Annotated in this window: 29 protein-coding genes; 17 read left to right on the top strand and 12 right to left on the bottom strand. The window is 50.6% G+C overall.

Translation table 11 applies throughout. From position 1 onward, the window contains the following. Positions 1-6: 6 nt before the first annotated feature. From NVIE_RS12750 to NVIE_RS12735, 4 genes are all read right to left on the bottom strand, one after another. Positions 7-342 (bottom strand): hypothetical protein, encoded by a 336-nt coding sequence (locus NVIE_RS12750; RefSeq protein WP_075055593.1) that lies wholly within the window; start codon positions 340-342, stop codon positions 7-9. Positions 343-482: 140 nt separating this feature from the next. Next, positions 483-653 (bottom strand): hypothetical protein, encoded by a 171-nt coding sequence (locus NVIE_RS15640; protein WP_158435240.1) that lies wholly within the window; start codon positions 651-653, stop codon positions 483-485. A 116-nt stretch (positions 654-769) separates the two neighbouring features. Next, entirely contained in the window at positions 770-2,140 is a 1,371-nt protein-coding gene (locus NVIE_RS12740) for a DEAD/DEAH box helicase family protein (protein WP_075055591.1), read from the bottom strand. A 17-nt stretch (positions 2,141-2,157) separates the two neighbouring features. Then, on the bottom strand, positions 2,158-2,841 hold the full coding sequence (locus tag NVIE_RS12735) for a hypothetical protein (protein ID WP_075055590.1): 684 nt from the start codon (positions 2,839-2,841) through the stop codon (positions 2,158-2,160). Between the two features lie 321 nt (positions 2,842-3,162). Here NVIE_RS12735 and NVIE_RS12730 point away from each other — a divergent pair, with 321 nt between their 5' ends. From NVIE_RS12730 to NVIE_RS15635, 3 genes are all read left to right on the top strand, one after another. Further along, positions 3,163-3,531 carry a hypothetical protein gene (locus NVIE_RS12730; RefSeq protein WP_075055589.1) on the top strand — a complete coding sequence of 123 codons (369 nt, stop codon included), beginning with the start codon at positions 3,163-3,165 and terminating at the stop codon, positions 3,529-3,531. 47 nt (positions 3,532-3,578) lie between these two features. Further along, entirely contained in the window at positions 3,579-4,394 is an 816-nt protein-coding gene (locus NVIE_RS12725) for a DUF72 domain-containing protein (protein ID WP_075055588.1), read from the top strand. Between the two features lie 316 nt (positions 4,395-4,710). After that, positions 4,711-4,875, top strand: a complete 165-nt coding sequence (locus NVIE_RS15635) for a hypothetical protein (protein WP_158435239.1) — start codon at positions 4,711-4,713, stop codon at positions 4,873-4,875. 22 nt (positions 4,876-4,897) lie between these two features. On the opposite strand, the gene NVIE_RS12715 is transcribed toward NVIE_RS15635, so the two are convergent. Both NVIE_RS12715 and NVIE_RS12710 read right to left on the bottom strand, forming a co-directional pair. Continuing rightward, complete coding sequence (locus NVIE_RS12715; protein ID WP_075055586.1) at positions 4,898-5,581, bottom strand: hypothetical protein; 684 nt, start codon at positions 5,579-5,581, stop codon at positions 4,898-4,900. Positions 5,582-5,595: 14 nt separating this feature from the next. Beyond that, the gene (locus NVIE_RS12710; protein ID WP_158435238.1) at positions 5,596-6,189 is read right to left on the bottom strand and encodes a hypothetical protein; all 594 of its coding nucleotides are present in this window, start codon (positions 6,187-6,189) and stop codon (positions 5,596-5,598) included. Positions 6,190-6,362: 173 nt separating this feature from the next. Between NVIE_RS12710 and NVIE_RS12705 the strand changes: the two genes are divergently transcribed. The 3 genes from NVIE_RS12705 to NVIE_RS12695 all read left to right on the top strand — a co-directional run bounded on the left by NVIE_RS12705 (position 6,363) and on the right by NVIE_RS12695 (position 10,081). Continuing rightward, entirely contained in the window at positions 6,363-8,624 is a 2,262-nt protein-coding gene (locus NVIE_RS12705; protein ID WP_144239729.1) for a hypothetical protein, read from the top strand. A gap of 90 nt (positions 8,625-8,714) precedes the next feature. Beyond that, on the top strand, positions 8,715-9,353 hold the full coding sequence (locus NVIE_RS12700) for an Hcp family type VI secretion system effector (protein ID WP_227717381.1): 639 nt from the start codon (positions 8,715-8,717) through the stop codon (positions 9,351-9,353). Between the two features lie 383 nt (positions 9,354-9,736). After that, positions 9,737-10,081 carry a hypothetical protein gene (locus tag NVIE_RS12695; protein ID WP_075055583.1) on the top strand — a complete coding sequence of 115 codons (345 nt, stop codon included), beginning with the start codon at positions 9,737-9,739 and terminating at the stop codon, positions 10,079-10,081. A 369-nt stretch (positions 10,082-10,450) separates the two neighbouring features. Here the strand turns inward: NVIE_RS12695 and NVIE_RS12690 are convergent, their stop codons facing one another. Continuing rightward, complete coding sequence (locus tag NVIE_RS12690) at positions 10,451-10,696, bottom strand: hypothetical protein (protein WP_075055582.1); 246 nt, start codon at positions 10,694-10,696, stop codon at positions 10,451-10,453. Between the two features lie 248 nt (positions 10,697-10,944). Here NVIE_RS12690 and NVIE_RS12685 point away from each other — a divergent pair, with 248 nt between their 5' ends. Then, positions 10,945-11,214, top strand: coding sequence for a helix-turn-helix domain-containing protein (locus NVIE_RS12685; protein ID WP_144239728.1), 270 nt, complete (start codon positions 10,945-10,947; stop codon positions 11,212-11,214). Positions 11,215-11,262: 48 nt separating this feature from the next. Here the strand turns inward: NVIE_RS12685 and NVIE_RS14980 are convergent, their stop codons facing one another. Then, complete coding sequence (locus NVIE_RS14980; protein ID WP_144239727.1) at positions 11,263-11,772, bottom strand: hypothetical protein; 510 nt, start codon at positions 11,770-11,772, stop codon at positions 11,263-11,265. 52 nt (positions 11,773-11,824) lie between these two features. Here NVIE_RS14980 and NVIE_RS12680 point away from each other — a divergent pair, with 52 nt between their 5' ends. After that, complete coding sequence (locus NVIE_RS12680) at positions 11,825-15,178, top strand: sialidase family protein (RefSeq protein ID WP_158435237.1); 3,354 nt, start codon at positions 11,825-11,827, stop codon at positions 15,176-15,178. A 126-nt stretch (positions 15,179-15,304) separates the two neighbouring features. Further along, positions 15,305-15,937: a hypothetical protein gene (locus NVIE_RS12675; RefSeq protein WP_144239726.1), complete on the top strand. Its 633-nt coding sequence runs from the start codon at positions 15,305-15,307 to the stop codon at positions 15,935-15,937. A gap of 84 nt (positions 15,938-16,021) precedes the next feature. Here the strand turns inward: NVIE_RS12675 and NVIE_RS12670 are convergent, their stop codons facing one another. Further along, positions 16,022-16,396, bottom strand: coding sequence for a hypothetical protein (locus NVIE_RS12670; RefSeq protein WP_144239725.1), 375 nt, complete (start codon positions 16,394-16,396; stop codon positions 16,022-16,024). 378 nt (positions 16,397-16,774) lie between these two features. Between NVIE_RS12670 and NVIE_RS12665 the strand changes: the two genes are divergently transcribed. The 3 genes from NVIE_RS12665 to NVIE_RS12655 all read left to right on the top strand — a co-directional run bounded on the left by NVIE_RS12665 (position 16,775) and on the right by NVIE_RS12655 (position 18,999). Further along, on the top strand, positions 16,775-17,248 hold the full coding sequence (locus NVIE_RS12665) for a hypothetical protein (RefSeq protein WP_075055577.1): 474 nt from the start codon (positions 16,775-16,777) through the stop codon (positions 17,246-17,248). Between the two features lie 92 nt (positions 17,249-17,340). Further along, positions 17,341-17,979: a DUF47 domain-containing protein gene (locus NVIE_RS12660; RefSeq protein WP_075055576.1), complete on the top strand. Its 639-nt coding sequence runs from the start codon at positions 17,341-17,343 to the stop codon at positions 17,977-17,979. A gap of 9 nt (positions 17,980-17,988) precedes the next feature. Beyond that, a complete protein-coding gene (locus NVIE_RS12655) occupies positions 17,989-18,999 on the top strand; it encodes an inorganic phosphate transporter (RefSeq protein WP_227717380.1) in 1,011 nt (336 codons plus the stop codon). Here the strand turns inward: NVIE_RS12655 and NVIE_RS12650 are convergent. Then, a complete protein-coding gene (locus tag NVIE_RS12650; RefSeq protein WP_075055575.1) occupies positions 18,989-19,216 on the bottom strand; it encodes a hypothetical protein in 228 nt (75 codons plus the stop codon). The genes NVIE_RS12655 and NVIE_RS12650 overlap by 11 nt on opposite strands. 193 nt (positions 19,217-19,409) lie before the next feature. Here NVIE_RS12650 and NVIE_RS12645 point away from each other — a divergent pair, with 193 nt between their 5' ends. From NVIE_RS12645 to NVIE_RS12625, 5 genes are all read left to right on the top strand, one after another. Continuing rightward, positions 19,410-20,231, top strand: coding sequence for a methyltransferase domain-containing protein (locus tag NVIE_RS12645; protein ID WP_075056199.1), 822 nt, complete (start codon positions 19,410-19,412; stop codon positions 20,229-20,231). Between the two features lie 100 nt (positions 20,232-20,331). After that, a complete protein-coding gene (locus NVIE_RS12640) occupies positions 20,332-21,219 on the top strand; it encodes an alpha/beta hydrolase (protein WP_075055574.1) in 888 nt (295 codons plus the stop codon). 104 nt (positions 21,220-21,323) lie between these two features. Then, positions 21,324-22,214: a hypothetical protein gene (locus NVIE_RS12635; protein ID WP_075055573.1), complete on the top strand. Its 891-nt coding sequence runs from the start codon at positions 21,324-21,326 to the stop codon at positions 22,212-22,214. 173 nt (positions 22,215-22,387) lie between these two features. After that, positions 22,388-23,353, top strand: coding sequence for a UbiA prenyltransferase family protein (locus tag NVIE_RS12630; RefSeq protein WP_075055572.1), 966 nt, complete (start codon positions 22,388-22,390; stop codon positions 23,351-23,353). Between the two features lie 131 nt (positions 23,354-23,484). Beyond that, on the top strand, positions 23,485-23,880 hold the full coding sequence (locus NVIE_RS12625) for a hypothetical protein (RefSeq protein WP_075055571.1): 396 nt from the start codon (positions 23,485-23,487) through the stop codon (positions 23,878-23,880). 43 nt (positions 23,881-23,923) lie between these two features. Here the strand turns inward: NVIE_RS12625 and NVIE_RS12620 are convergent, their stop codons facing one another. Together NVIE_RS12620 and NVIE_RS12615 are read right to left on the bottom strand one after the other, a co-directional pair. Further along, entirely contained in the window at positions 23,924-24,682 is a 759-nt protein-coding gene (locus NVIE_RS12620; protein ID WP_075055570.1) for an asparagine synthase C-terminal domain-containing protein, read from the bottom strand. Positions 24,683-24,734: 52 nt separating this feature from the next. After that, entirely contained in the window at positions 24,735-24,992 is a 258-nt protein-coding gene (locus NVIE_RS12615) for a T2 family ribonuclease (RefSeq protein WP_075055569.1), read from the bottom strand. Positions 24,993-25,063: the final 71 nt, after the last annotated feature.

The raw sequence follows: 25,063 nt of genomic DNA, 5'->3' as shown, positions 1-25,063 counted from the left end.
AGAGAACTATGGGCTTGGCGTGACTGTTATCCTGCGCCGCCCGGTGCTTGTCGCCACGCCGGGCTTTTCCAGCTGGACTTCAATGTAGTGCGGGCCGGATGCAGTCAGGCAGTTTGACTGCGCAAAGGAAAACGCGCCTGCTCCCTGGTTCTGTGCGGTCCAGCTGCCTGCCAGCGGTTGTATGGCCGCGTTGCCAGAAATGCCAAAGACCTTGATTGTTGGCAGGCCGTACGTGGTCGCGTCAAACGGCGTGTCGTCCTCGTTGTATATCCTGAAGGCGTACGGGCGGCCATAGTCGTTTGCGGCAAATGTGTACCCTTGCGTAAGCACTAGCTTGAGCATGGATTGAGGTTGTGCAGGCGGAAAAAAGAGAACTGATCAGGTCTCGGCCAAGCGCTTAAGGATTAATCGGGTGCATGATGCAGCGCCCTGGCCCGTCCGGTTGTTATTATTATTGTGGCGTACGGATGCTTGTCACGCTGCTAGCTTGTGCCCATTGTAGGGTTAGGATACCCGTGCGACACGTAAAAGTTCCTTATCAATACAAGCAGCGCAGTCTTTTCCTGTTCCGTAAGCGCGCTGCGCACCTTGATGGACACGGCCGGCTCGCGCAGGTCCCACTCCTTGAGCTTGTCCTGGATCGCTGCCTTCAAGTCTGCTTCATGCTGTACAGATATTGGCTGTTCAATCGTGATTTCCATGCTGGAGAGGATTAGAAGGCTGTCCTGAAAGAGAACTATTGATCCTGCATGATATGCAAGAAAACGGGTCAGATCTCGGCCATGAATAATCCATCTTGGCGGAGGCAATAATAGGCAAGCATCAACATACAATCGCCAAGGTCAAACGACAGTTTGCGCTTGTCCGGGTGGCCTTTATCATTGTACACTGCCGCCTTTAGCTGGTACTGCAGATCCGTAAAGGCAGGGTGTATCCTTACCTTCTTTTCCGTTACGACCCGCGCCGCCGCACTTGTCATGTCGGCAAGATTTTTTGCAAAGTTTACCGGCTGTGCGTCCACCCCTTTTTCCTGCAAGTCCCTGATTAGCCCCGGATGCGCCGAGTCTACGAGCACAGTCGGGTACTGGCGGGCAAACTCGGCAACCACCTCGAGCATGGCGGCAGGAGACGGGCGCTCGTACTGCCTTGCCTCCTTGACGTACAGCATTTCGTCCAGCCGCTCAATGCCTACCAAGGCAAACTTGCTGGAACCGTAGGCAGGGTCCACGGCAAGCACCCTGTCCGATGCGCCCTTTTGCAGCGCAGGGTCATATTCCATGACGCAGGCGTCCACAAGCTGGTAGGGAAAAATGTTGCCTGTGCCGTAGCCGTACTTCAAGTTATACTCTCTTTCAAAGCTTGGCGACTTGCGCGCCTTTTCAATCTCGGCTCTTGTGTAGATCTTGTTCAGCCCGGCCTTGTAATCAAGGTGGAGCCTGTGGTAGATGCACTGCGCTTCTGCCTCCTTTTCTATGCTCTCGTACAGGCCGCCGGGCATGTTGGGCGTGCTCACCAATACTATGTACGGGTCGCTCTTGGCTATGTAGCGCTCTGCGACGTCGCGGGCGTTTTTCTGCTCTTTTGGCGGGAAAAAGTCGGCCTCGTCAAGGAGTATGAACGCCGGCCTGGCAAGGGCGCGCATCGCGTCGAGGTGGTGCGACGGAAAAGCCTCTATCCTGCAGCCGTTCAGGACGACCACCGTCTCTTTTGACTCCAGCTTTTCAACGTCCTTGCAGATCTCCTTTAGCCGGGTTATGAGCCCCTTGGCAAGCTCCTTGTTCGGGCCGGTGACGATGCACATCTGCGCGCCCCTGCACGAATCGTCACGGTAGCACAGCCAGGCCATGTACCTCAGCAGGAGTTCAGTCACCCCAAGCCCTGTGGCTTTTTTCACCCACAGGTGCTTGTCCTTCTGTTTCTCTTTTCTTCCCTTTTTTGCAAGCAGGTCGTGGATCTTTTTCTCATAGTCAAACATAGGCATGGCCCTGCCGTTTTTGACGGGCAGGCCGACAATGTGGTTAAAGCAACAGCAGTCTTTGGATTTTTTTGCATGCTTTTTCTTGCTCCAGATCCAGAATGGCTTGCCCTTCAGGGCCTGTATTTTAGAATTATCATCCTGTACCTCAGATTTTGATGGCATTTTGCAAACCAAAAGAGCTAGTTGGACCACTCGCCCTGTTCCCTTGCCAGCGGCAGCCTCTCGGCTTTTGCGCGGTAGTCGCTGTCGCAGTGGAAGCAATGGCACATGCCGTTTTCCCATTTCACCCGCCAGTTGCCGCACTTTTCGCATGGCCTGCCGTAAAAGCCGTCCATCAGGGCCTCTGCCCTGTTTGTCGGCTCGTAGAGGCAGTGCACGTCGCGGACTACTCCCTTGAGCGTCTTGGTGACCTGCTTGCTCGTCAGCCCAAAAAGGTCCTTGACCTTTGAAACGTACTCGCTTGCGCCGTGCTTGATTGTACAGGTCGCCACTATCTGCGCAAGGTAAAACTGCGTGGCAACAGGTATGGTCTGCCTTGCATCCCAGGCCTCCCGCGCAAGCTTTTCCGCCCTGTCTGCAAGCATGATGTACTCGTCGTACTGCTTTTTCTCAAGCAGGGACAGAAATGGCCTGTCGCGGAGCTTCTTTTGCACGTCCTGCAGAAACTCGATCTTTCTCTGCAGGTGGTCGATATAGGGCTGGTTTTCCTTGCTGCACCTTGCCTTGTCAGGCTCCTCCTCCGCTGCTGCCTTGTTATTATCATCATTGTGGACTTGTTGCGGCTGCTCTGAAGAAGCAGAAGGAGTGGAACTATTTTCAGGCTTAGTTTTCTCAACCCCGGGGGAAAACGCCTGTCCGTCCACCCCATCTGGCTACAGATCTGGCTTATGTAATCGGCCGAGACGCCCGGCAGGTCATTTCGCAATTTTGTGGATATTTTCTCCTTCTGGACGCCGGCTATTTCCAGCTGCTCGCCTGCATAGATTATCCACTTTTTCACTTCACCGTGTGCAAGGCGCGCCTGCTGCAGGGCATATTCATACTCTTCAAGAGCCATCCTTTCAGCCGACAATACTACCGTCAGGTCGCATTCTGGTATTAAAAGGAATATGTTGTAACATGTTATAGCACGTTACCACATACAGAAATTATATAAGTAAGCATGTCGCAACATGTTACTGTACATGGTCAAGCGCGGCGGCAAGGAAGTGATAACGGTCGAGATCTTCAAGCAGACGTACGAGGTCATGAAGTCAGCTGCAGAAAAAATGCACTGGAATACCAAGGAATACATCAACTCTGTGCTCGTTGAAGCCATAGAGCGCGACAGGTTCCTGCAGAGCTACGCGCCCTACCTCTCAAAGATAGGGTACCAGGACAACATACTGTTCATCCGCGACTCAAAGGCAGGCAAGACAGCGGAAGTCTATTTGAAGGACAGGACGCTCTACTGCGGGCTGTGCGAGTCCAAGGACTGCAGCCACATACACTATGCCTTTGCGCTGCCCGAAGTGGCCAAGATGTTCCTGAAAAAGCCAAGGCAACAGCAGTAGTAATAGCAGTAGGCAGATAAATATCCCAGCGCCATGAAGTAAAGCTGTTGCTCCTTGGCACCAGCGGGTGGAGTTACCAGGAATGGGTAGGGCTTTTCTACCCAAACAACAGGGTTGCCAAGCTCCCGTTTTACGCCAAGGTGTTTGACACGGTCGAAGTCGATTCGTCGTTCTACCGCATGCCGACCAAGTCGATGGTGAAGGGATGGGAAAAGGCGACAGGACTGTCGTTCAAGTTCTCGCTGAAACTCCCAAAGACGATAACGCATGACAGGCGCCTTGCAGGCGGCGCGGAGGACGACCTGGCAAAGTTCCTGGACGTCATCAAGCCGCTGGAGGACGCAGGCAAGCTCGGCTGCCTGCTTGTGCAGCTTGCGCCCAGCTTTTCCTATGACGAGATAGGCAGGCTGGAATCCTTTCTGGGACTGTTGCCTTCTCACATACACTTTGCAGTCGAGTTCCGGCACGAGTCGTGGGACAGAAAGGAGATGTGGGATCTGCTAAAGAAACACAATGTCGCAAACACGATAACCGAATCCCCGATAGAGTTTCTGTCAAAGATCGTCGTGACCTCATCAACTCATGCGTACATAAGGTGGCACGGAAGGGGCAAGCCCGTCTGGTACGAGTACACCTATTCGGAAGAAGAACTGCTGCCATGGGTTGACAAGCTGAAAGAGGTGGAGGCGCAGGTCCCTGTGACGTATGCCTACTTTAACAACCACTACAACGCCGGCGCGCCGCGCAACGCGCTCCAGTTCCTGGCCATGAGAGGCGAGTTGAGCGAAATGCAGCAAAAAGCCAGGACAAGAATTGAACGCAAGTCCCGCAGGAAGCCGTCCAGGATAACGGATTTCATTTAAACAAGATCCTATAGAATCCTTGGGTGTTATCTTTGGGTGTTGCATTTTGGGTATGGTCTGACTGACCGTCTATCTTTTCTGGCATCCTATCTGCTAGTTCAATGGCCTTGTTTACATTTCCAAGAAGGATATCTTTGGCAAAGGAAAATTGTAGTTGAATAGTGAAGCAGCCGTTGTATACTTGCGCATTTCCAAAAACGCGACATTGGAACGTCTGTCAGAGTATTTCAAGAAGCGATCAAGAATGCTAATGGTCAGATCCCTGACCAGATTCGTGGCGACTCTCTCAAGGCGTTGGAAGTCGTACAAGACACCGTTGGAAGAAGGGCAAAGAATACAGTACAACAATTTCGTAAAGCCGCACATGGCACTCGATGGAAAGACGCCGGGAGAGGTCGCTGGCCTAGATGTTAAAGGACGGAAAGAGATGCTTGAAAAGGCGGTAAAGGCGCAAGGTTTAATGAAATTTAATAAAAAATGAAGCGGGTCGTTTTGACCCGGGCTTAGTATGTCATACTTGCGGCTGTAGTTTTGATTGCATCGAGTTGTTTCATGACTTGTGCATCATAAGCCTGATCGACCACAAAGAACACCGCACTTACATCTGTGCCATCCTTCAGTGAAAATCCACAGCATGTAATACCGTTCCCGAATTGCCAATCTGGGCTGATGTCGTCAACGGTTACAGGTGTGCCGTCTGGCTTCCTGACATCTGGGTCGACGTACACTTTCACGGTATCGGCAGGGTGCTTTATTACAGTCATTTTAACAGCATCACCAGGCTTGAAATTCTGCCGCAGGTCTTCTGGAATGTTCTGTTCGGTCAACACGACTGGCTCATCAGCGTATTGTCCTCGCAGCGAAAATCCTAGGTCTGTGTAGTGAGATGCCGCCATGTTCGGTATTAGACTGTTGACGATGTTAACTATTCTACCCGATTGATAATTCTGGCCGTACTCCAGTGGAAGTATGTAGAGAGTCATTCTACCCGTTAGCTCTGATGGTGATAATTGAGCTTCGACGGTATTGGTCTGAACAGTGTCCGGGGCCGGTGGTACGGCATTCACTTGCGAGATTGGGATACTCGTTGTTGCAAGGATTAGGATGCTTGCGATCACCGCGATTCCTACCACTGCTGTTATTGCGTATGCTTTCTTACCTTTGAATTTCTCGATATTCTCTTTCATTTTTCCATCATCCCCTAGTATGTCACGAAAAGTTCAGCCGTACCTGTGATTACACAGACTGTGTCTGAACTACCTATGTCGCCATTGCGAGCTGTTACTGTTTGAGCACTCGAGGTGGTTACAGACCATGATAATGCAGCTGTTCTGTCTCTCAGGTCGGAACTCTGTGCTTCAATGTTCGCCCAGTCCACCTGAACTCCGGCGGTCTTAAGTTTTAATTCCAAGTTTCCATAATTGTTACCGCCTTGGGTCGCGACGTATCCTGCCAGCGTTGCGACATCAAGCTTGACGTTACTGTTTGCCACAGTCACGGAAAGTATCGTTTGGTCGGACGTACTCGATGTACAGTAGTCTGATCCTCCAGAAGGCAGAGTGGTGTCGGAGGAAACACTGATGGCATCAGCCTGCTGAATCGCGGCGTGGGCAGGTATTGCAAGAAGCAATGCGATCGTCAATGCTCCTATAACCAGGCCCTTGGTACGATGGTTTGCTACTTGTAAAGTGTCGTCTTTACCATCTAGCATGCCCGAGAGTAGAAGATTGTTACTATTATATCTAATGGAGGCAAACTCTATGTCAAAATGTCCACTAGAGGGGACATTACTCACGCAATTAGGAACCACCAGAAAGTCAACACTCGATTCTAACATCCAAGGATTCTACAGAACTTAAAAGTGATCTATGGTCATGATTGTCTTATCTCGGGTACTTGCATAGCAAGATACTATTTACTAGAGACTACATCTACTATTCTTTAATAAAGGGGATCTTCCAAGAGGACATGGCAGCCTCAAGGATACCTGCTACCAACAACAGCAATAACGACAAAATTCTAGAACTAAGGTTCCTCGGAATCACCGAGAAAGACCAGGCACCACGCGTAGCCCTTTTTGCAGTAGAGAAGGGCGTTATCAGAAAAGTCGGGCCCATCCAGGGAAACAAGGTCCAGCTTTCAGAGCTAGCCCGCAACATCAAGGAGGGAAGCGGCTACGGCTTTGGCCCGGACATTGACGAAAAAGAAGTGACAAGGGAAATGCTTGTCACCTTCAGGCCAAGGGAGAAGGTCGCCGAGTGGTCCAGAACGGGCGTGATCTCTATCACGCCCAAATGGCGCGACTGGATTCTGCCCATAGTTTGTGTGCACGGCGACGTACACAGGTGCAGGCCAAGGCCATGGCTGCTTGGAGACATTGCCGTTGCAAAGACAGCGACAAAGATTCTTGCAAAGTCGACGACGTTTACGGACACCCTGACGCTCAGGCCAGAAATATCAAAAGCAATCGCGCCGTCGTTGACGCTGCCTACCATATGCGCGCCAATATGCAACGCCGTTGTCGAAGTATATGAAAAGACATGCTGCTGCAGGCTGCGCCCGCCCTTTGACATCGACGACATACTTGACAGGCTCAAAGATTTGATAAAGCGCGTCCCTCCAATCCCGGACCCTGATCCCGGGCCCATAGGTCCTTGGCCGGGGCCCGGCCCTGATCCCGTGCCAATCAGGCAGGTGGAAAAGGCCGCCAGCCTCTTGCGCGCAACAGGCGCCAAAGTACCGCTAGGCAACCCGCCTGAAAAGCTGGCAGAAGACTACCACATGCTGATGTCGCTTCCGCAACAGGACAGGCTTGCGTACATTGACGCGCACTATTACCTCTACCCGATCTTTTGCACATGCAGCACGAGAAAGGTCGGCGAGACGCCCGTGAACGAGGACGGCGAGTTCAGCTTTTGCTACTGGCGGCCGTTTGTAAGAGCAGGATGCAGGGTAACCTACTATTACAAGGTCAGGCAGTGGCAGGACAACCAGTGGGTGTACATCTATGACGGCTCAACCACGAACGACTACTTTACTGCGTCCGACGACGCGCACCTGCGCACATGGAAGGGGCGCGCCTGCAACCCGGGAAGCGACGTCCCCGACCCGGGCACGAACTTTGTGATGCTGGAAAACATCGGCTACATCCCCAGCTGGAAGCTTGTCAGCCCCGTGCAGGACAGCGAGCTTGGCGTCTTGACGGCAAACCCCGGCGACGGCCTTGTCAACAACAACTACACAGGCCAGCCGTGGGGCCAGACGCTCAGCTTCAGGCTCAAGTTCCACGAAGGCATGAAGGGCACAGGCGCGAAATACTACAGGGTAAGCGTGGTAAAGGCAAACTCTTCCGGCGACCCTGACGGCGTGCCGCAGGTGCTGACAGATCCTGTAGCATGGAGCCGGTGGAAGTGGGTCGGGACGCAATTGCAGACGGAGGCAGTAGCGCTCGGGCCAAACGCGGTCGGCAGTAACTCTGGGCTGTACCTCATCCCGTACGAGTCCGACGCGCCGGACGGCGGGTGGCTCTGGTTCCAGTTCCACCAGTCGTGGAACACGACCCTGCACGACAATGGCAAGCACCTTGTGATAGTCGAGGTGTTTGATGCGGCAGGAAACAGGATCAAGCCCGCAGGCGCAATGGGAGCAGGGATCGACAAGCCGTTCACTTTCAGGCGCTGGTCGACAGAGACTGCCACCGACGCGGTAAACTATGCCGCCCTTGTCCATATTTTCCACGCAGACAACGTCGCCTGCTACGGGGACATTGTCGCGCTGCGCAAGAACGACGCGCCTGTGGAGGGAAGCTGCCTCTTTTTGACAGGGTGCTCCGGCGACAAGTTCACTGTGCGGTTCTATGCGTTCCACGTCAACAAGTTCATGCACAGCTACAACCTGTGGTTCGTGCGCGGGCTCAACGACACAAGCGGGACGATAGAGACCGGCACGACAAACGCCCCCTCGACGGTTCCGCCGATCCCAAGCCCGCTCAACGCGGCAAACGCCAAGGCCGCCGAAAAGACGTTTGGGGAGATGCTCGGCGCGCACCAAAAGTGCTCGTTTGCGATAGAGCTGAGGGTGTACCCCAAGCACACTAACGGCTTTGGCATCATAACGGGCTATGGCGCGTCCGACACCGCGGCGGTCGCGCTGGAGCAGGTGCCGTGCGTCGACCTTGGGTCCATCCCGAGGATCGCGGCAACAGCAGAAAAGATAGAGCTGCCCAAGTAGGGCTTCTTCCCCTACTCCCCTCCTTCTTTTTAGCTATTTTATAGAGCCGAGCTTCAGAAAAGGTATATCTATTCTCCAGCATCCGTCGCCATGCCAAACCTAGGCAAGATGCAGATGACAGCAGTAGTAGCGGTAGCGGTTGCAGTTGTTGCGTCGATTCTTGCAGGGTACGTCGCAGTGGCACCTTCTTTTTCATCGCAAAAGCTCCCGGCCAGCGAGGCGCTGCTCGGGATGCCTTCTGCCGATGCTGCCACGGTCGACTACTTTTTAAAGATAGACGGCATTGAAGGAGAGTCAACAAATGACAAGCACAAAGGCGAGATAAACGTCGAATCGTTCAGCTGGGGCGCATCCAACACAGGCTCGCCAAGCACGGGCGGCGGTGGAGGCGCGGGAAAGGTGTCGTTCCAGGACATCAGTTTTACCAAAAATATCGACAAGTCGTCTCCAAAGCTGATGCTTGCAACGGCTACAGGCGAGCACATCAAGCAGGTCGTGCTCACAGGCGAGGTGAGCGGCAAAAAGGGCCAGCAGTTCCTCCAGATCAAGCTGACGGACGTGCTCGTCTCGTCGTACCAGCAAGGAGGCGGTTCAGGAGCAGTCCCCACGGACAGCTTCTCGCTCAACTTTGCCAAGATAGAGTTCACGTACTATCCTGTCAACCCTGACGGCTCGCTTGGCGCGCCGGTGACAGGAGGCTGGGACATAAAGGCGAACAGAAAGGCCTAGGCCTTTTCCCTCCTTTTTGTTATATTTTATTCATCCATGCCATAACAACTTGCTTCTATATCTATCGGACACAGGTTTTCATGATGCTGTGCAACATGGGATTAATTCCCACGCTTCTGCATGATTTTGACCATGTCATTGTTATCCGCTGCCAGCTTTATAATGCGCATTATGAAGCCAGGGATGTGCAAATACGCGCGTATTTGCAAGCATTTCGACGATAGGTCTGCGACATGCCATTCCGATGAAGAAGCTTCGGGCTATTGTGGCGCGTACGACGATTTTGACAATTACAGGCCCATTTTCATGTCAAAACTGGAAAAGAAATTATTCACGCGTTGATTTGAAACTCTTTTTATTTCAATTTCGCACAGTGAATTTATATGAAAAAGAGTATTTCGTGGTTTTTTGCAAGATACGGGGAGATATTTGGATTGACCAAAGCCCCGTTGGTTGTGTCATTGTTTGCCGCTATGCTAGTAGCAGGATTCGAGTATTCATTTGCCCAGGAAGAAGGAGGGGGCGGCATATCATCCATTCTTCAATTTCAGAATATAGAGCCAGCCGCAGTAACGATAGATGCTGGTGGAATTGTCACACTCAAAGGTTCGGTCGCAAATCTGGTCGCTAGGGATATGGTCGTGTCAGTGTCTCTGAAATCTACGGTTTGGAAGGTGACGACTGGATTGTGGTTTCGAGGACGGCTTTGGAAGGTCCTTTTAATCTAAAGGCTGGCGAATCGATACCCTATGAATTTGGCATACGCTTCCTAAAGCAAGGCACCTTTCAGATACAACCTTCTGCAGTAATCCAAGAATTAGGAGGAAATGCCATCACAATAGACGCCAGTTCGCCTCAATGCCAGGCATGTGATGCACGCGCTACTACCGTCCTAGTAGAAGGAGTCTTGCAACCTGACGGCTTCTCCGCTACTACCACGGCCTTAGTTGTAGCAGCAGTGGTAATCATAGGCGGAGGGGCGTCCGTGGCATACTATTATCACAAACGTAGAAAGAGTTCGAGAATAGGATTGACGTAAGCCCACTATGGAAACGAGGCAACGACTACCGGCCAAGGATTTAACAAGCATTAGGAAATCAATCATCCGGCTTTTTCTTTCTGGTTGGTGACACATATAGGATTCTTCCATCGTCGCCGATGATCCTGTACAATCCGCCTTCATAGACTTCTGAAAGCAATACCCCCTTGTTTATCTCGTAGCGGTCGTCCATTAGGACATACCCTTCCCGGTCGATGACGTTAAGGCTTCTCCAAATCGCCAACTCTTCCTTCGACAGGGGTATGGCCCTGTCCTGAATCATGTACTGAAATAGGCGGGTCAATGCCCTCGCAGTCTTTTCGTTCGATATTCCTGCCTCTTGAGGATTTTGTAAAACTCTGCAGCCCGTTCACTGTCTGTCAACTCCAATTCCTTCTAGCCCCTGATTTTAGATGCTGAAATACACATTAGCGAATTTGAGCTTTCATTAATCACCAAAATTGCAGAAAATGGTCCTCCAAAATAAGAAAATAAGTGTTACATTCTCCTATATGAGAATTCTTTATATAATTGTTCCACAGCTCGGACGCCATGTCTTCACCCGAGACCCGCATCGGCTACCTTGCCAGAGTCATGAAGGTGTTGATAGAAAATGATGGCATTACAGTGACGAATCTAGCGATGCTGTCAAGGACAAACCACAAGAGATGCAATGTACTTTTAGCGCGTCTGGAGCAGAGAGGATTTGTCAAAATTAGAACTAAGGGAAAAAGAAGGTACGTCATCCTTACAGAACGGGGCACCACCTTTGCAAGAAGAGTTGTCGAAGTGAGCCAGTTACAGTTCTGGTTGTGCGCGTGAGTTAAATAATACGTACCTCGCGTACGTACAAAATCTTAGCTAACAATATTAGAGAAGCTTCATTACTAGGCGACATATGCCTCGTGGAGGAAGTGGAGGAACACCGGATCGCACAACGGCCGCCCTGAAACTGTCACTTTCGTTTGCTCTGATTGTTGTTTTGTTGCTATCCCTTGTTTCTAATGTCGCCATGAACGCCAGCGCACAGAATTCAACTTCATCAGGTGAATCTGCTGCCTCTTCTTCCTCGTCCTCATCATCGTCTTCAAACAGCACCGATACTCGCAGCCAAACTGGGGAGCAGGTTGGAAATAATAATACGATATCAGATTCTTCAAGCCAGGAGCCTAGTGACGCTACTACTTCTGACAGCACCCATGTTGGCAATACGACCCAGACCTCCGGTGAAGAAACTGGCAATTCGACTTCCTCGACAGATACCAATTCGACATCTACTGAAAATGAACCTGAAGAGACTATCTTGCCAATGGCAAATCTAACCGAGACTTCTAGCAGTAGTTTGGTGAAGATATCTGGCGAGCCGCTTGTCCAATCCAATGGCAGCAGCATAACAAGGTCTGTTACTTATCCGACTCTGATGTTTGAGGGGATGACCGACTCGGAAGTGACCATGACCATAACATGGAATACTGACGGCTCTACTGAAGTCCAAGACAGCAGAGGTTACAGGTATCTTCTCTCAATACCATCGTCTGAAGGCGCGTTTTCGCTATGGCAGAACAGTAGCGTTGTGGACCAAAGAGTCATTGGAGCAGAAAAGCAGTACGACATCTTTTGGAGACCTGCACAAAATTCAAGAGGCTATGAAGATAGGTACGAGTTCTTTATCGCGGGCACAAGCGCAAATGCTACCTCAATAAAGCTAGCAATAGATGATGGCGACAATAACTCTATTGTCCAGGACGACAAACTCCGGGTAATTCATTCCTCACCTACGACCGATAGCAAAATTGACTTTGACGTACAAGGCGTGGAAGGTATAGTCTCGGGGAATAATGAATATGAGCCTGAAGGGTTGGAACTTGACTGGTCTGATGCTATCGACTCCGGGTATCAAGTTGATTTTGACGTCGAGACATCTTTACTAACGATCCCTGTAGGTGCTGGCGGCGGAAAACCATTCCTTATCGATCCATACGTTGTGGGCGGAACCAACACCTTCATCTCTCCTGAAATCGGCAACTACTTTGAGGGCCAAACAAGGATAGTAACTACAAACAACACTCGACTAAACGCCTTCTACTATGACAGTTCAAACATTGTCTACAGGACATCGGACGACAGAGGGCATACCTGGAGTTCAGCTTTTTCGCTTGGAACAGGCACTGTCGCTTCTGATAAGCACAGATGGACGGTAGTGCATCACATCCAAAGCGGTGGAGAGCGCATAAACGTGATTTACTGGCATGTTGTTGGAAACAATACAAACTTCTATTCTATAAGAGGCAATGTAACGTGGCCATCCGCATCGATAAGCTGGGGCTCACCGGTACAGATCGGTAGCACCACAGTTAACAGCGGCTGCATTTCTGCATCAGGGTCCTGCGTGGGAGTAGCAACCGCCGTCGATGGAAATGGAACTATTTATGCTGCATTCAAGTGGGTAGCGTCTGGGGCGACATATTTCTCGTACGGAATCAAAAAATCAACCAATGGAGGAGCTACCTGGTCTGATTCATTGGCTGAAGTCACAGGTGTAAGCATCTATCGGCCTGCGCTGACGCTAACTCCGCTAGATTCTACCAAGATGCTGTTTGCGTACTTGAAGTATGACAGCGCGGATTTGTATTACAGGATTTTTAACGGTACCTCTTGGGGTACTGTTCAAACGGTTACGGGAACCGGAATGGCTTCAAACACTTACAAGCAGATTTCCTCCACTGTTGACGCTACCGGGCAGGGAGTGGTCACATACACCAATGTTACGGCAAGTGCCGGAGGGATCGTAAAGATTGCAAGAATCTTCGCAAATGGCACATTTTCAACAATTGAAACCGTGGATAGTACGCTCAGGCATAATCTACCATCCATCTTTTCCTACCCGAACGGTGATCTAAACATCCTTTCAATATCCAACGGCAAGGTGTATGTTACAAGGAAAATCGCAGGAGTATGGGAGGCTCCATTCAATCCGTTTGGAACCACTTTTACATCACTTGACCAGCTTTCAGGAGCTATTGTTTTGGATGGGGCGCTGGCAGGAATGTGGCGGGAGAGCACTGGTTCGCCCTACAACGTAGTGTTTGGGCTGCTTGAACCTGGAACGGTCATGCAGGATAGCCTTATTTTCAATTCGCCACTCTCGTCCGAATCATTTGCAGGTGAGAGAAGGCTGGTAGAGTCAAGCAACCATACCCAGTTCGCATTTTATGATGGCGGATTTAACATAGTATACAAAACGTCAAAAGACCTAGGCCGCACCTGGTCTGCAAGCGCGACATCGACAGGTACGGGGATTCTTGGCTCTGACAGTCGTAAGTGGACAATCGCCTACACGCACTACAACTCTACTGAGAGGATAACTTTGGTCTATGTCCAAGAGGATCACTCTGACAATACGCTTTATGCAAAGACATTCGTGATTCATGACAAATCGCTCTCCCTCTTTAGCACGAGAGCATTAAGAACTGAAACGACTGACAATTCATGTCTTCCAGGGGGAATCTGTGCGACAACTGCTGCCGCATCGAGTACGAACGGGACTATTTTCGTGACGTACACTTTCAAGACGGGTGGCAACTGGTACATGCAGGACTACTGGTCAAAGGATGGAGGGTGGAGCTGGATACCTAGCCCGTCGCCAACACAATTCACTGGAATGACCGGCGCAAACGAGATTCCGGTAACATTGACAAGATTGGACTCGGGTAAAATGTTGAAGGTATACACAGCATACGGTTGGGATCATCTAGGATGGCAAGTATACAACGGAACCGGGACCAATCCTTGGGGTGATTTCTGGAGCGGATGTTTTACCTGTTTGTCAAGCAATACCACAAAGCAGATTGCGTCAGATACGATGGATGGTTTCTCGTCCAATTCAAGCAGGATGGCTTTCGTTGCCTATCTGACAAGCGGAAACCATGGGACGTTAAAGGTTGCCAAATTTTACGGCAATGGTACATTCGCCGGAGTAGAGACCGCAGACAGTACTCTCGATCATTCGATTCCTGCCATTTCGATAACTCCAGACGATAACGTGCACATCTTCACCCTCAGCGGCGGCAATCTGTACGAAACCTTGAGAAATGCAACAACTGGCTGGCAGACACCTAACACTACATATGGAACAATCTTCCAATCTCCTGATCAGCTTACGGCCAAAATTGCAACAACTATGTCGACTGGAATCCTCTTGAGAGAAGGCAATTCCTCGCCCTATACACTGCGCTCGGATGGCCAATTCAGCCTTTCAAACCCAATGACCTGTAACTTCCATGTCAGTAAGGACTTCCACTGCGACAGACATATCAATCCGAAGCCATTGGAAGGTTATACTTTTTTCCTAGAAACACCTGATCCAGTGAATAACAACACCAAAGGCAGATGGGATCTTCATGGCTGTATGGCCTCTAGATTGATACCTATCAAGTGCGTCGATACTAGCATCTTCACGAGATACCCGGAAACTGTCCTGTACCTTGGTCAGACGCATTATTTTCTGGGTGGGACTATCAGCATCTATGGCGTAGGGGTGCCCTATTTCGAGGAATTTCAATGGACAGGCGGCGACGCAACCTCTGGCGGAAATCTCGACAAGATATTTACATTCAATAACGTTCCTGCAGAAAATCTCTTCGGACTAACTGATGAGCCAATACAATTTGTTGTAACTTATTCATACTGCACTAATGTCTCAGCGCCCTGTAGCGTCGAAGCGTCAACAGTGGTGACAACGGTGAATTTGGTCTTGACAGTCGGATATGACAAGAATGTCAGGTGAGAAAATTGGGCATTTGGCCACCTTTTACAAGCGACCATGTGGGCAAGCAATGAGAGTACTTTAAAGAAACATGAAATTCGCCACCAAAGCTATTATTTACGAGATGTCTCTTCCTATCTTAAAGAGATGTCTCGAACGGACGAAGCCGAATTCTTTGGCAGAGAATTTGGAGGATATGGTAAATCTTCCGAAATATATCTAGCTCCGTCTGAAAGGCATTTCATCGACAAATCTTTCCGTAGGCGATGTATATTGACGGCGCTTGGTCAAAGAGGCTGGTCAGTAGATGTCACGATAAAAATGGTGTACATAAAAGGAGGAGTAAAGGATAAGCAAGAAAAATCGGTTGAATTTCAAAGGATATCGCCAACATCGTCATCTCAGCAGGAAGGCGAATTAGAATTCAACCCTGAGAAGGTTGTCATGAGGCTGGAGCCATCTGACTATCCCGCCGCCCTAAAAGCTTCTCAGGCATTGTCCTCCACAGAGCTGTTGCAGAGGTACAGTAAACTTCGGTTTGAAGGAATCGAAGACCCCACGTGTTACTATAACACTAAGAGGTTGGCATCGTTTCCGGATAATGTCTCCATAACCCTGCCTGATAGACAAATCAAGACTACAAAGGTCAGAATAGCGATCCCTGGCGATCTCCCAGAGGAATTGATAGGTCAAAGACTAACTGTCGAGCTAAAGAGTATTCAGGAACATTCCCACGTTCCTGTGCAGGAAAACAAGCTGTATGTCATAGCTGTCAGCTGATGCTTGGATGAAGTGAAAGGCACCGGGCTTCAACCCAAACCTGCTTTCCCCTTTTCAATGAGTGGTCGAGCAAGAGATTATTCTCTAGACACTGAAATACTTGCCGCAGTCGTTGCACTGATATCTGTGTTTACCTCTTCTGGTCCCCCTTGACCAGACATTCTTTTTACCACAATGCTCACATGCGACTTTTTGGGCTGCAGCTTCTACCTCCTGATCTTGGTTATTTTGGTCCTCCGGGGCGGGGGGCAGACTGGCAATTTTGGATGATTCCTGTTCGATAACCGCGCTCGCTGCAGTATTGCCGGTAGGAAACTTTGCAGGAGCAATGGTGTCGATGTAGGCCTTGACCGCGTTTCCTACAAAATCCTTTATGTCTTGTTTTGCGTCAATGCAATAATGCTCGACCCTTGTCGCGTACGATGTCGGTATTTCCCCGGTGATGCACACCATCTTCATAATGCGCATTATGAAGCCAGGGATGTGCAAATACGCGCGTATTTGCAAGCATTTCGACGATAGGTCTGCGACATGCCATTCCGATGAAGAAGCTTCGGGCTATTGTGGCGCGTACGACGATTTTGACAATTACAGGCCCATTTTCATGTCAAAACTGGAAAAGAAATTATTCACGCGTTGATTTGAAACTCGGCTTGTACGCCAACAAAAGTATATTGCAAAAAACCCGTCCATAGATTTTAGAAAAAACAGATTACAATATTTATCTTAAATCCTATTATTTTGCAAATTAAATTACATTATCTTGTTTAAACACAAATATTCTTGATTATTCAATTAAGCAATGCTTAATTATTTGAAATGTGCTGACAGTGTCATATGACGCACGCGTTTGAAGATGGCTCGCTGGGCCTGAAGCTGAAAGGATACCTCATAGTTCCAAACGACGCGCTGGAAAACAAGATCGCCGTGTACACATTGAGGATCGTGCAGGACATACTGTCAGATAACCCCGAAGTAGTCGACGGGTGGCTGCGCAAGATCCACGAGGAATACATGACCAAAAAGAGGGCGTGCGACTTTGAAGACGACCCGGTGGCATGCTTCAACCTCTCGACATACGAGGAATTCGAAAAGCACCTGAAGAGCTGGGATGATGGCGGCATGCTTGCAATATCGCTTCCAGGCAACAGGACGATCCGCGTCAGCAAAAAGCCGCTCTTTTCCGTTTCCAAGAATCCGGCAGAGAGCTGCGAGGAATGCAGGATGACGTTTGCCACGGTAAGGGAGCTTGTGAGGCACTACAGGGAAAAGCATCCTGCCAGCATAGAGAAGGTCACGATACCAATCTGAGTGCGAAAAAAGAGAGAGAGAAAATCAATATAGAATATGTAGATCATGTAGTATAGGATATTATACAGTGCATTCACGTAGTCCGGTGAACAATGGCAGGCGGTGGCTTTCTCTCTTGGATTCGCTCCAACGACAAAGAGATCATCAACGCGCTCGAGGAGCAGGGCGCAAACGTTCTCAAGGCCGCCAACGCCCTCGTGGACCTCGTTTCAAGTTTTGACAACGTCGGCGAGCGCAAGGTCAACATAAAGGACATCGAGCACAGGGGCGACGAGATAGCCCACGGCATATACCTCATAATGGACAAGACGTTTGTCACGCCCCTCGACAGGGAGGACATTTCGAAACTGACAAGCGAAGTGGACGAGATACTGGACTATATCGACGGCGCGGCAGACAGGTTCGTGCTCTTCAAGATAACCAGGCCGACCCCGTACATGATAGAGCTTGCCAAGATCCTGCTTTCGGCCACGCAGGAAGTGCACCTGCTGATGACGCGCCTTCGAGGTTTCAAAAACTCTGCAGAGCTGGTGGAGCACTGCAGGAACATCAACAAGTACGAGCACGAGGCCGACACCATCTACAGGCTTGCGATTGCAGAACTGTTCGAGACCAGCGACGCGATAGAGATAATCAAGTTCAAGGAAATATACCTGCAATTGGAAGACGCGGTCAACAGGTGCCAGGACGTCGCCGACACGTTTGAGGACATCGGCCTGAAATACGGTTGAGGATCAAAAGTGGCCGACCAGAGCATAATCCTAGTGGTTTACGGGGCAATCGGCGCGGCGCTGTTTTTTGATTTTGTAAACGGCTTTCACGACGCGGCAAACTCTATTGCGACCGTCGTCGGCACCAGGGTGCTCAGGCCGCTCCATGCCGTCGGGATTGCAGCCGCGGCCAACTTTACCGGCCCGTTCATCTTTGGCACGGCCGTGGCCGCGACGGTGGGAAAGGGCATCATCATGCCCGAGTTTTCGACGGTGGACGTCATACTGGCGGGGCTCCTTGGCGCAATAGCGTGGGACCTCATAACGTGGTGGTTCGGCCTGCCGTCGTCAAGCAGCCACGCGCTCATCGGCGGCCTGGTAGGCTCGGCGCTCTTTGTCGGAGGCCTGCAGGCCGTGGTGTTTTCCGGCGTTGAAAAAGTGCTCACGTTCATGGTGGTGTCGCCGGCCATGGGCTTTGCAGTCGCAGGAGGCTTTGCGCTTGCGATAATGTTCTTTTTGCGCAGGAAGGTGCCCGGCAAGGTCAACAGGGTGTTTGGCAGGCTGCAGATAGCATCGTCGGCGTTTTTCTCGCTGACGCACGGCGCAAACGACGGGCAAAAGACCATGGGCATCATAACGGCGCTCCTGATTGCAGGCGGCCTGCTAAACTCGAAAGAATTCGTCGTCCCGCTGTGGGTGATAATAAGCGCGGCGGCTGCCATCGCGCTTGGCACGTTCTTTGGAGGCTGGAGGATAGTCAAGACCATGGCGTTCCGGCTGACAAACCTAAAGCCGTACCAGGGGTTCTGCGCAGAGACAGGCGGCGGCGCCATCCTGACTTCGATGGCGTGGCTCGGCATACCGGTGAGCACGACGCATGCTATTTCCGGCGCAATAATGGGCGTCGGCGCGACAAAGAGGTTCTCGGCAGTCAGGTGGGGCCTCGGAAAGAGGATAATCTATGCGTGGGTGATAACGATACCGGCAAGCGCCGCAATAGCGGCAGCGTGCATGTGGGCGATAAAAGCGCTTACTGGATGAGAAGCGACTTGCAGCCGTCGCAGCATCTCTTTAGCATGGGCACGTCTTCGACTGCGCCCTTGACATAAACATCATGGGATGCCTTTTGCGAGCCGCAGAGATCGCAAGAAATCACCTGCAAGCGGGCCACCTGCTCTGAAATCGGACTTATTTTCAAGACATCAAGCTTGGTTGTTGACGCCAGCACGGATATGAGGCTGGCGATCAGGCATATCAAGCATTTCTATATAGACTATATTGGCCTATATTGAAGATGGCGCGCCCGTCGATTTGGAAAAAGGTTAAGAACAGGCATGGCATCACTTCAGGAGTGACGTGTGGAGAAATTTCTCAATTTTTGCCGTATACAGTAACGCGCACATTAGAATACTCACGTGAATGCTTCTTCTTTGGAAGGTGAAAATGAGATAATGTCCGACAGCTATGTCCTTGGCAACAGAAAAAGCGAGATCGAAAGGCTGGACATCCAGGCGTCATTTTTTGAGCCCTTTTCGCGAGATGCCCTGTTAAAGGCAGGGATAGGAAAAGGCATGAATTGCGCGGACGTCGGTTCAGGCTCTGGATCCGTCACTCGCCTGATGGCCCAGATAGTAGGCACAGAAGGGCATGTTACAGGCATAGACGTGGATGACAACTATCTGCAGTACTGCCGCACCGTCAACACCTTTCCCAATGTCCGCTTTGTCCACCAAGACATACTGTCACCATCACCATCACCATCGCAGGCAAAGGGCGGCGAGTTTGATCTTGCATTTTCGAGGTTCATGTTCGTGCACCTGAAGGATCCCAAGCAGGCAGTCAGGGCAATGAAGGACATGGTCAGGGACGGCGGAACGGTGATAATCCAAGAGCTTGATCATTCTCCGGACTCGTGGCTATCCCACCCGCACGAAGAAAGCGTTGACACGCTCAGAGAGGCGTTTGTAACTCTGGTCAGAAAATCAGGGGGCGACCCGCTTGCAGGCAGAAAGCTGTACAAGATGGCAGTAGAGGAATCGCTTCATGCAAGCGTAGAATGCTATGCGCCTTGCCTGATGATGGGCAACGAGCCACTCTGTTCGCTTGGGTGGAGGATAGCAGACAGCCTAAAGCCGGCGATCCTGCAGCATGGCGTGATGAAGGAAAGCGAGTATGACAAGATGTTCAGGGACCTAAAGCAGCTTTCTAGAAAGAAAGACAGCTTTGTAACCTATGCGCGGTTTTTCAGCGTGATTGGAAAGAAAAGCAGCTGACAGCGGAAAATATACCGGTATTCAAATCGGTAAACAGAATGCTTATGCCAAAGCTGTCCACACACATAACAAGAAGGGGCAGGGGCGGGAGATCCTCTATTTGACTTATCATCACCATCATCATCGTTACTACCAGACTGCGAGCGGCAAGATAAGCGTTATCGAGTTTCCATCGCAGGATCCAAAAAACGATACGATCCTTTGCATCCACGGCATACCGTCCGACGCAAGGATATTCACCTATGTCGGGACAAAGCTGTCCCAGGCAGGATATAACGTGCTGAGCATGGACCTGCCGGGCCACGGAGAATCAGAAGGTCCAAGAGGGGATCTGGATTTTGAGAAATGCCTCCAGTCCATCAACCAGATCGTCACCGACCTGAAAAGAAGCGGGACGCGGGTGTTCATAATGGCCCACAGCATGGGCTCCACCTTCGCCCTCTGGTACGCGCATTCCTTCAAGAACAGCGTGGACGGCTTGATAATAATGTGCCCGTACATACGGATAGGCAACATCAAGAGGTCAGACACCGAGCCCAGCACAGGCATGTTCATCCACCTATTATTGCGCCGGCTATTCACTCCGCGCAGCACCACAGACATGATGAAGGTGCTGCCGCAATATGCGAAAATAAGCGGGGAGGAATTTGAGAAGGTTGTTGTGCGCGAGAAAATGGTGAACACAGAATACTCGTACAGGTTTCTGGTCGACATCATGGCAACGCGTAACAGCAAGGTTGCCGAGCTTGCAGACATTGTAGACCCGGTTCTCCTCCTGCACGGACAAAAGGACAGGAACGTGTATCTCCAAGTGTCCGAAGAGTATCTTAAACTACTTCGCACCCAGAACAAGGAGTTGAAGGTGCTTGACTGCGACCACTGGTTCTACGACGCCATGTTTTTTGACCAGGACTCCCCGAAATACTCTGAAGAATCCAGAGCGAGATTCATTTCTGCAATACGCGACTGGCTGGGTTCTTTCCATTAGGGCATAAATCGCGGTATGTCACGGCGGAACCTATGACTGCCAAGTTGCTCAAACTGGACAAAAGTCGAATATTTATATACTATGAGGATTATCCATAGTCGCATATGTCAGAGCCGGTCAACATACAACACATTTTCTCCATACTGGCAGACAGGCATTCAGTAAACATTCTAAAAATGGCTTATTCAGGTTTCAAGGCTTCTTCCAACAGCTACGCAGGCAACCTAAGCAAAAAGCAATTCTATGTCAGGCTCAAGCGCCTCAAGGAGGCAGGCCTGGTTGAAAAGCGAGAAAACATCTACATCACTACCACGTTTGGCTCGCTGGTGTGCAACAGCCACGTCAAGACGCTGGAAGAAATGCTGGCAAACTACTGGAACCTCAAGGCAGTAGATGTACTGAAAACAAGGCAAGACTTTCCCCAGCACCAGAAAGAGTCTGTTATAAACGAGATAATCCAGAGCAGCAGCCTGAGAAACATTGTGAACGCCACCCACCTGTCAGGGTTCTCGGTAGTAAAGAACTACAACCAGCTGGTGGCAGAAGTCATAAAGCTTCTGGGAATTGCGCAGAAAGAAGTGTACCTTGCTACCCGCTACCACGATCCGACCTTTGCAAAGATAATATTCAAAAAGATCTCCGAGGGGCTGACGGTGCACATGATGGACGGCCTTCCGGAGCAGATTTCCGTAGAGAGCAGGTTAAATGCCGTCCTGAGGACGCCGCCTAACAGAGAGACCTTTGAGATGGTCAATGCTCTTGTGAAATCCCCGTGGTTTGATCTCACAAAGAGGGATATACCCGCGAGTTTTATGGTGGTGGACGGAAGAATGGTATGCTACGAGACTACAAACTACACCAACCCGGAGGAATTCACGTTGGCCATATCTCATTATGACGATCCGTATCTTGCCGAGAGGCTCATCTCTTACTACCACAGTTTGGCCAAAGACGCAGTTATTCCAAGGCTTCTTACCAGCGTCAGGGAAAAGTAGCTCCATCCAGCAATAAAACTGGGTTTGTTTCCTCGTACCCGGAAATTACCTTGGGGTATAATCTTGCCTTAAATCTAGTGTAGGTTAATACAGAATAAGGTTTATTTGTTTCCATTACTGGCAACTTTTTTGAAAAAAAGTACTTTACGCAGGATTTCTTTCACGCCAGTGCAATGTCTATTACAAGTCTGAATCCAATCAGCAGCAGGCAAAAGACCCCTGTCTCTTTTGCACGCTCTCAGCTTGTCCTGTTTCAGTCACGCATGAAGTGGGGCATCGTGTATGCCCTAGCAACGGTGACAGGGCTGTTCCTGGTCCCAGGAACCATCGACTCCATGCTGGCAGAGACAAATGCTGCAACCCTTGTACAACGAATAGTGCCGCTGCCCCTGATCTCCCTGTTGATAACAACGGGAATGTTCCTTCTCAACGATCTTCTCGATGTTGAGCTGGACAGGGCTAATGGCAAAAAGAGGCCCCTGCCGTCAGGCCAGGTAACCAAAAGGCAGGCATGGATCTTTATCACGTGGACCAATGTTCTGGCGGTAGTGCTGTCGGTTGTGACGGCCAATTTTGCGAGCATGATCCTTGTCGTCCCCATGCTTGCAATAGGCATCATGTACTCGGCACCAAAAATTGCCCTTGACGACAGGTTCCTCATCAAGACAGTCGTGATAGCACTCTACTACATGCTTTGCGCAGCTCTTGGCGCCACAACTGCCTACAGCCTCGGTCTTGTTGTCAGCAGCCCTGTTGTGTTCATACACGCGGCATTCATGCTAGGCGCGATGAGGTTTATCTCGTCTGTCTTGAATGACACAGGCGATGTTGACGGCGACAAAGCCGCAGGGAGGCGAACAATACCGATCGTCATAGGCAGAGAAAACACCATCAAGATGGGCATCATGATGGTAGCGGGAATGGCAGGGATATCCTGGACAATGTATGCGCTTGACGGCGTAGGCATCGTCACGGCGTCGTTCTCAAGTGCGTTTGCGGCGCTGATGATCGTCAGGCTGTCAAAGACGATAAAAGGCGCAAAGGACAAGGACTTTATTCGCAAACAGCACAAGAGGCTGCTTCCGTTTGACTTGATGCTGCTCTCGGGCCTTCCCATAGGAGTACTTGTGATGATCTAGGCATACGCATATACCAACAACGGCGCATTTTAGCGTCACAAAGTATCCAAAATTGGATACTTTGTGGCCATAACTACTGCCAAGAGTTACCTAAGCTATAATACGCTCACGATTATGAGTAAAGATGTAAAATGGCCAAGTCCCAGACAACAGCCACAGTCCTCAGGACCATTTCAGACGACAGATCAATGGAACTTTTTAGAACCATTGCCCACGGCAGCATTGACAGCGAGAGCCTCAAGGGCAAGACCAAGCTCACGCGCAAGCAGTATTATTCCAGGCTCTCAAGGATGACAAAGTCAGGTCTTGTGAGGAAAAAGAGTGGCAAATACACCCTCACCGCGTTTGGTAAGGTGGTCTACGACTCGCAGATGACCGTCGACAATGCGCTGACCAACTTTTGGAAGCTCAAGGCCATCGACTCGCTGGAGATGTCAAATGAACTTCCAAAGGAAGAACAGCAAAAGCTTATCGACACCCTTCTGGACAACCAGGAGCTCAAGGGCATACTCGTAAAGGGGCCCTAGGCGTCTCTTTCTAGACCACGCTTTTTTTCATTTCATCTTTTCCCTAGCGGATGCCTTTGTAGTTCTTGTGTATGAGCGAGCCGTACTGCAGCGCCTTTTTTGGCTTGAGAGCCGACTCTTCCGGCACTCCCAGGGAAAGGGCGGCCTGGCGCAGGACGTGCTTTCGTGTCATGTCATTTGCCCCCCTGATCTTTTGGTCCACGGGCACCTTGTTTTTTGCAAACTCGACAAATCCGTCAGAAAGGAAGGGCTGGCGCACCTGCACCGAGAACTCGGCTGCGACGGCAGATATTTCCTGCACCAGCACAAGCTCGTTTTTTATCTTGGACTCCATGTACTCCATTATGGCAGGCTCGCCCTTGTCATATACTACCCGGTAGCCATTGTAGCCGCAGAAAAGCTCGTCGCAGCCGTTGGCGCTTGCCACCACCGAAAGGCCGAGTTTGCCGGCAGCCTGCGCGATGTAATAGTACGCGATGCAGTTTTCGACATGAGAGGTGTTGCCGCATGTCACGGTCTGCAGGACGTGCGCGAGGTCTTTTTTGAAATCAAGACGGTCAAGCTCGACCACTTTATGCGGCAGGCCGATCTTTGACGCAACTTCTTTTGAAAAGGAGATGTCATGCGAGCCGGGAAACCCCACCGTCACAAGCGTCACCTGCTTGCCAAGGTCGCGGCAGATGACAGACAAGAGCGTGCTGTCCACCCCGCCGGAAAACGCGACTGCGACATTTTTTTCCGGCAAGACAGCCCTTACTGCATCGTGCAAGGCACGCTCCAGTTCCTGCTGCCGCAGCATCATAGCACAGCAGGTGGAACACGGGCCCCGAATAAAACGGTAATCTCCTTATCAATCACAGTTCCTGCAAGGACTTGCTGACCATGTCCATCAAAAGTTCGCCCCCATCCTGCCCAAAGGTCTTTTGCAGCGCCCCTTCTATCTGCCTGACAGAGTACGACTCGCCCCCTGCAAAGGTTATGCCCTGCCTCTGCAGGTCCGTTATCAGGAGATCCACCACCAAAGTCCCGAGCGACTTGCGCAGGTTGTTCATCGCCCTGTAAAGATCCTCGCCGGGTATAGATCCCGTGTTCTTTTGGTTGTTATTGTGCAAAACGATGTATGTTTGGTGTCTAGACGTACCTAAAAATAGTTATGTTTGGATATTCGTGAAGAAGGATCAAT

It is taken from the genome of Nitrososphaera viennensis EN76 (assembly GCF_000698785.1).
GTDB classification, from domain to species: Archaea; Thermoproteota; Nitrososphaeria; order Nitrososphaerales; family Nitrososphaeraceae; genus Nitrososphaera; species Nitrososphaera viennensis.
Note: the sequence above shows the minus strand (reverse complement) of the source record. Positions and strands in the feature narration are given on the sequence as shown.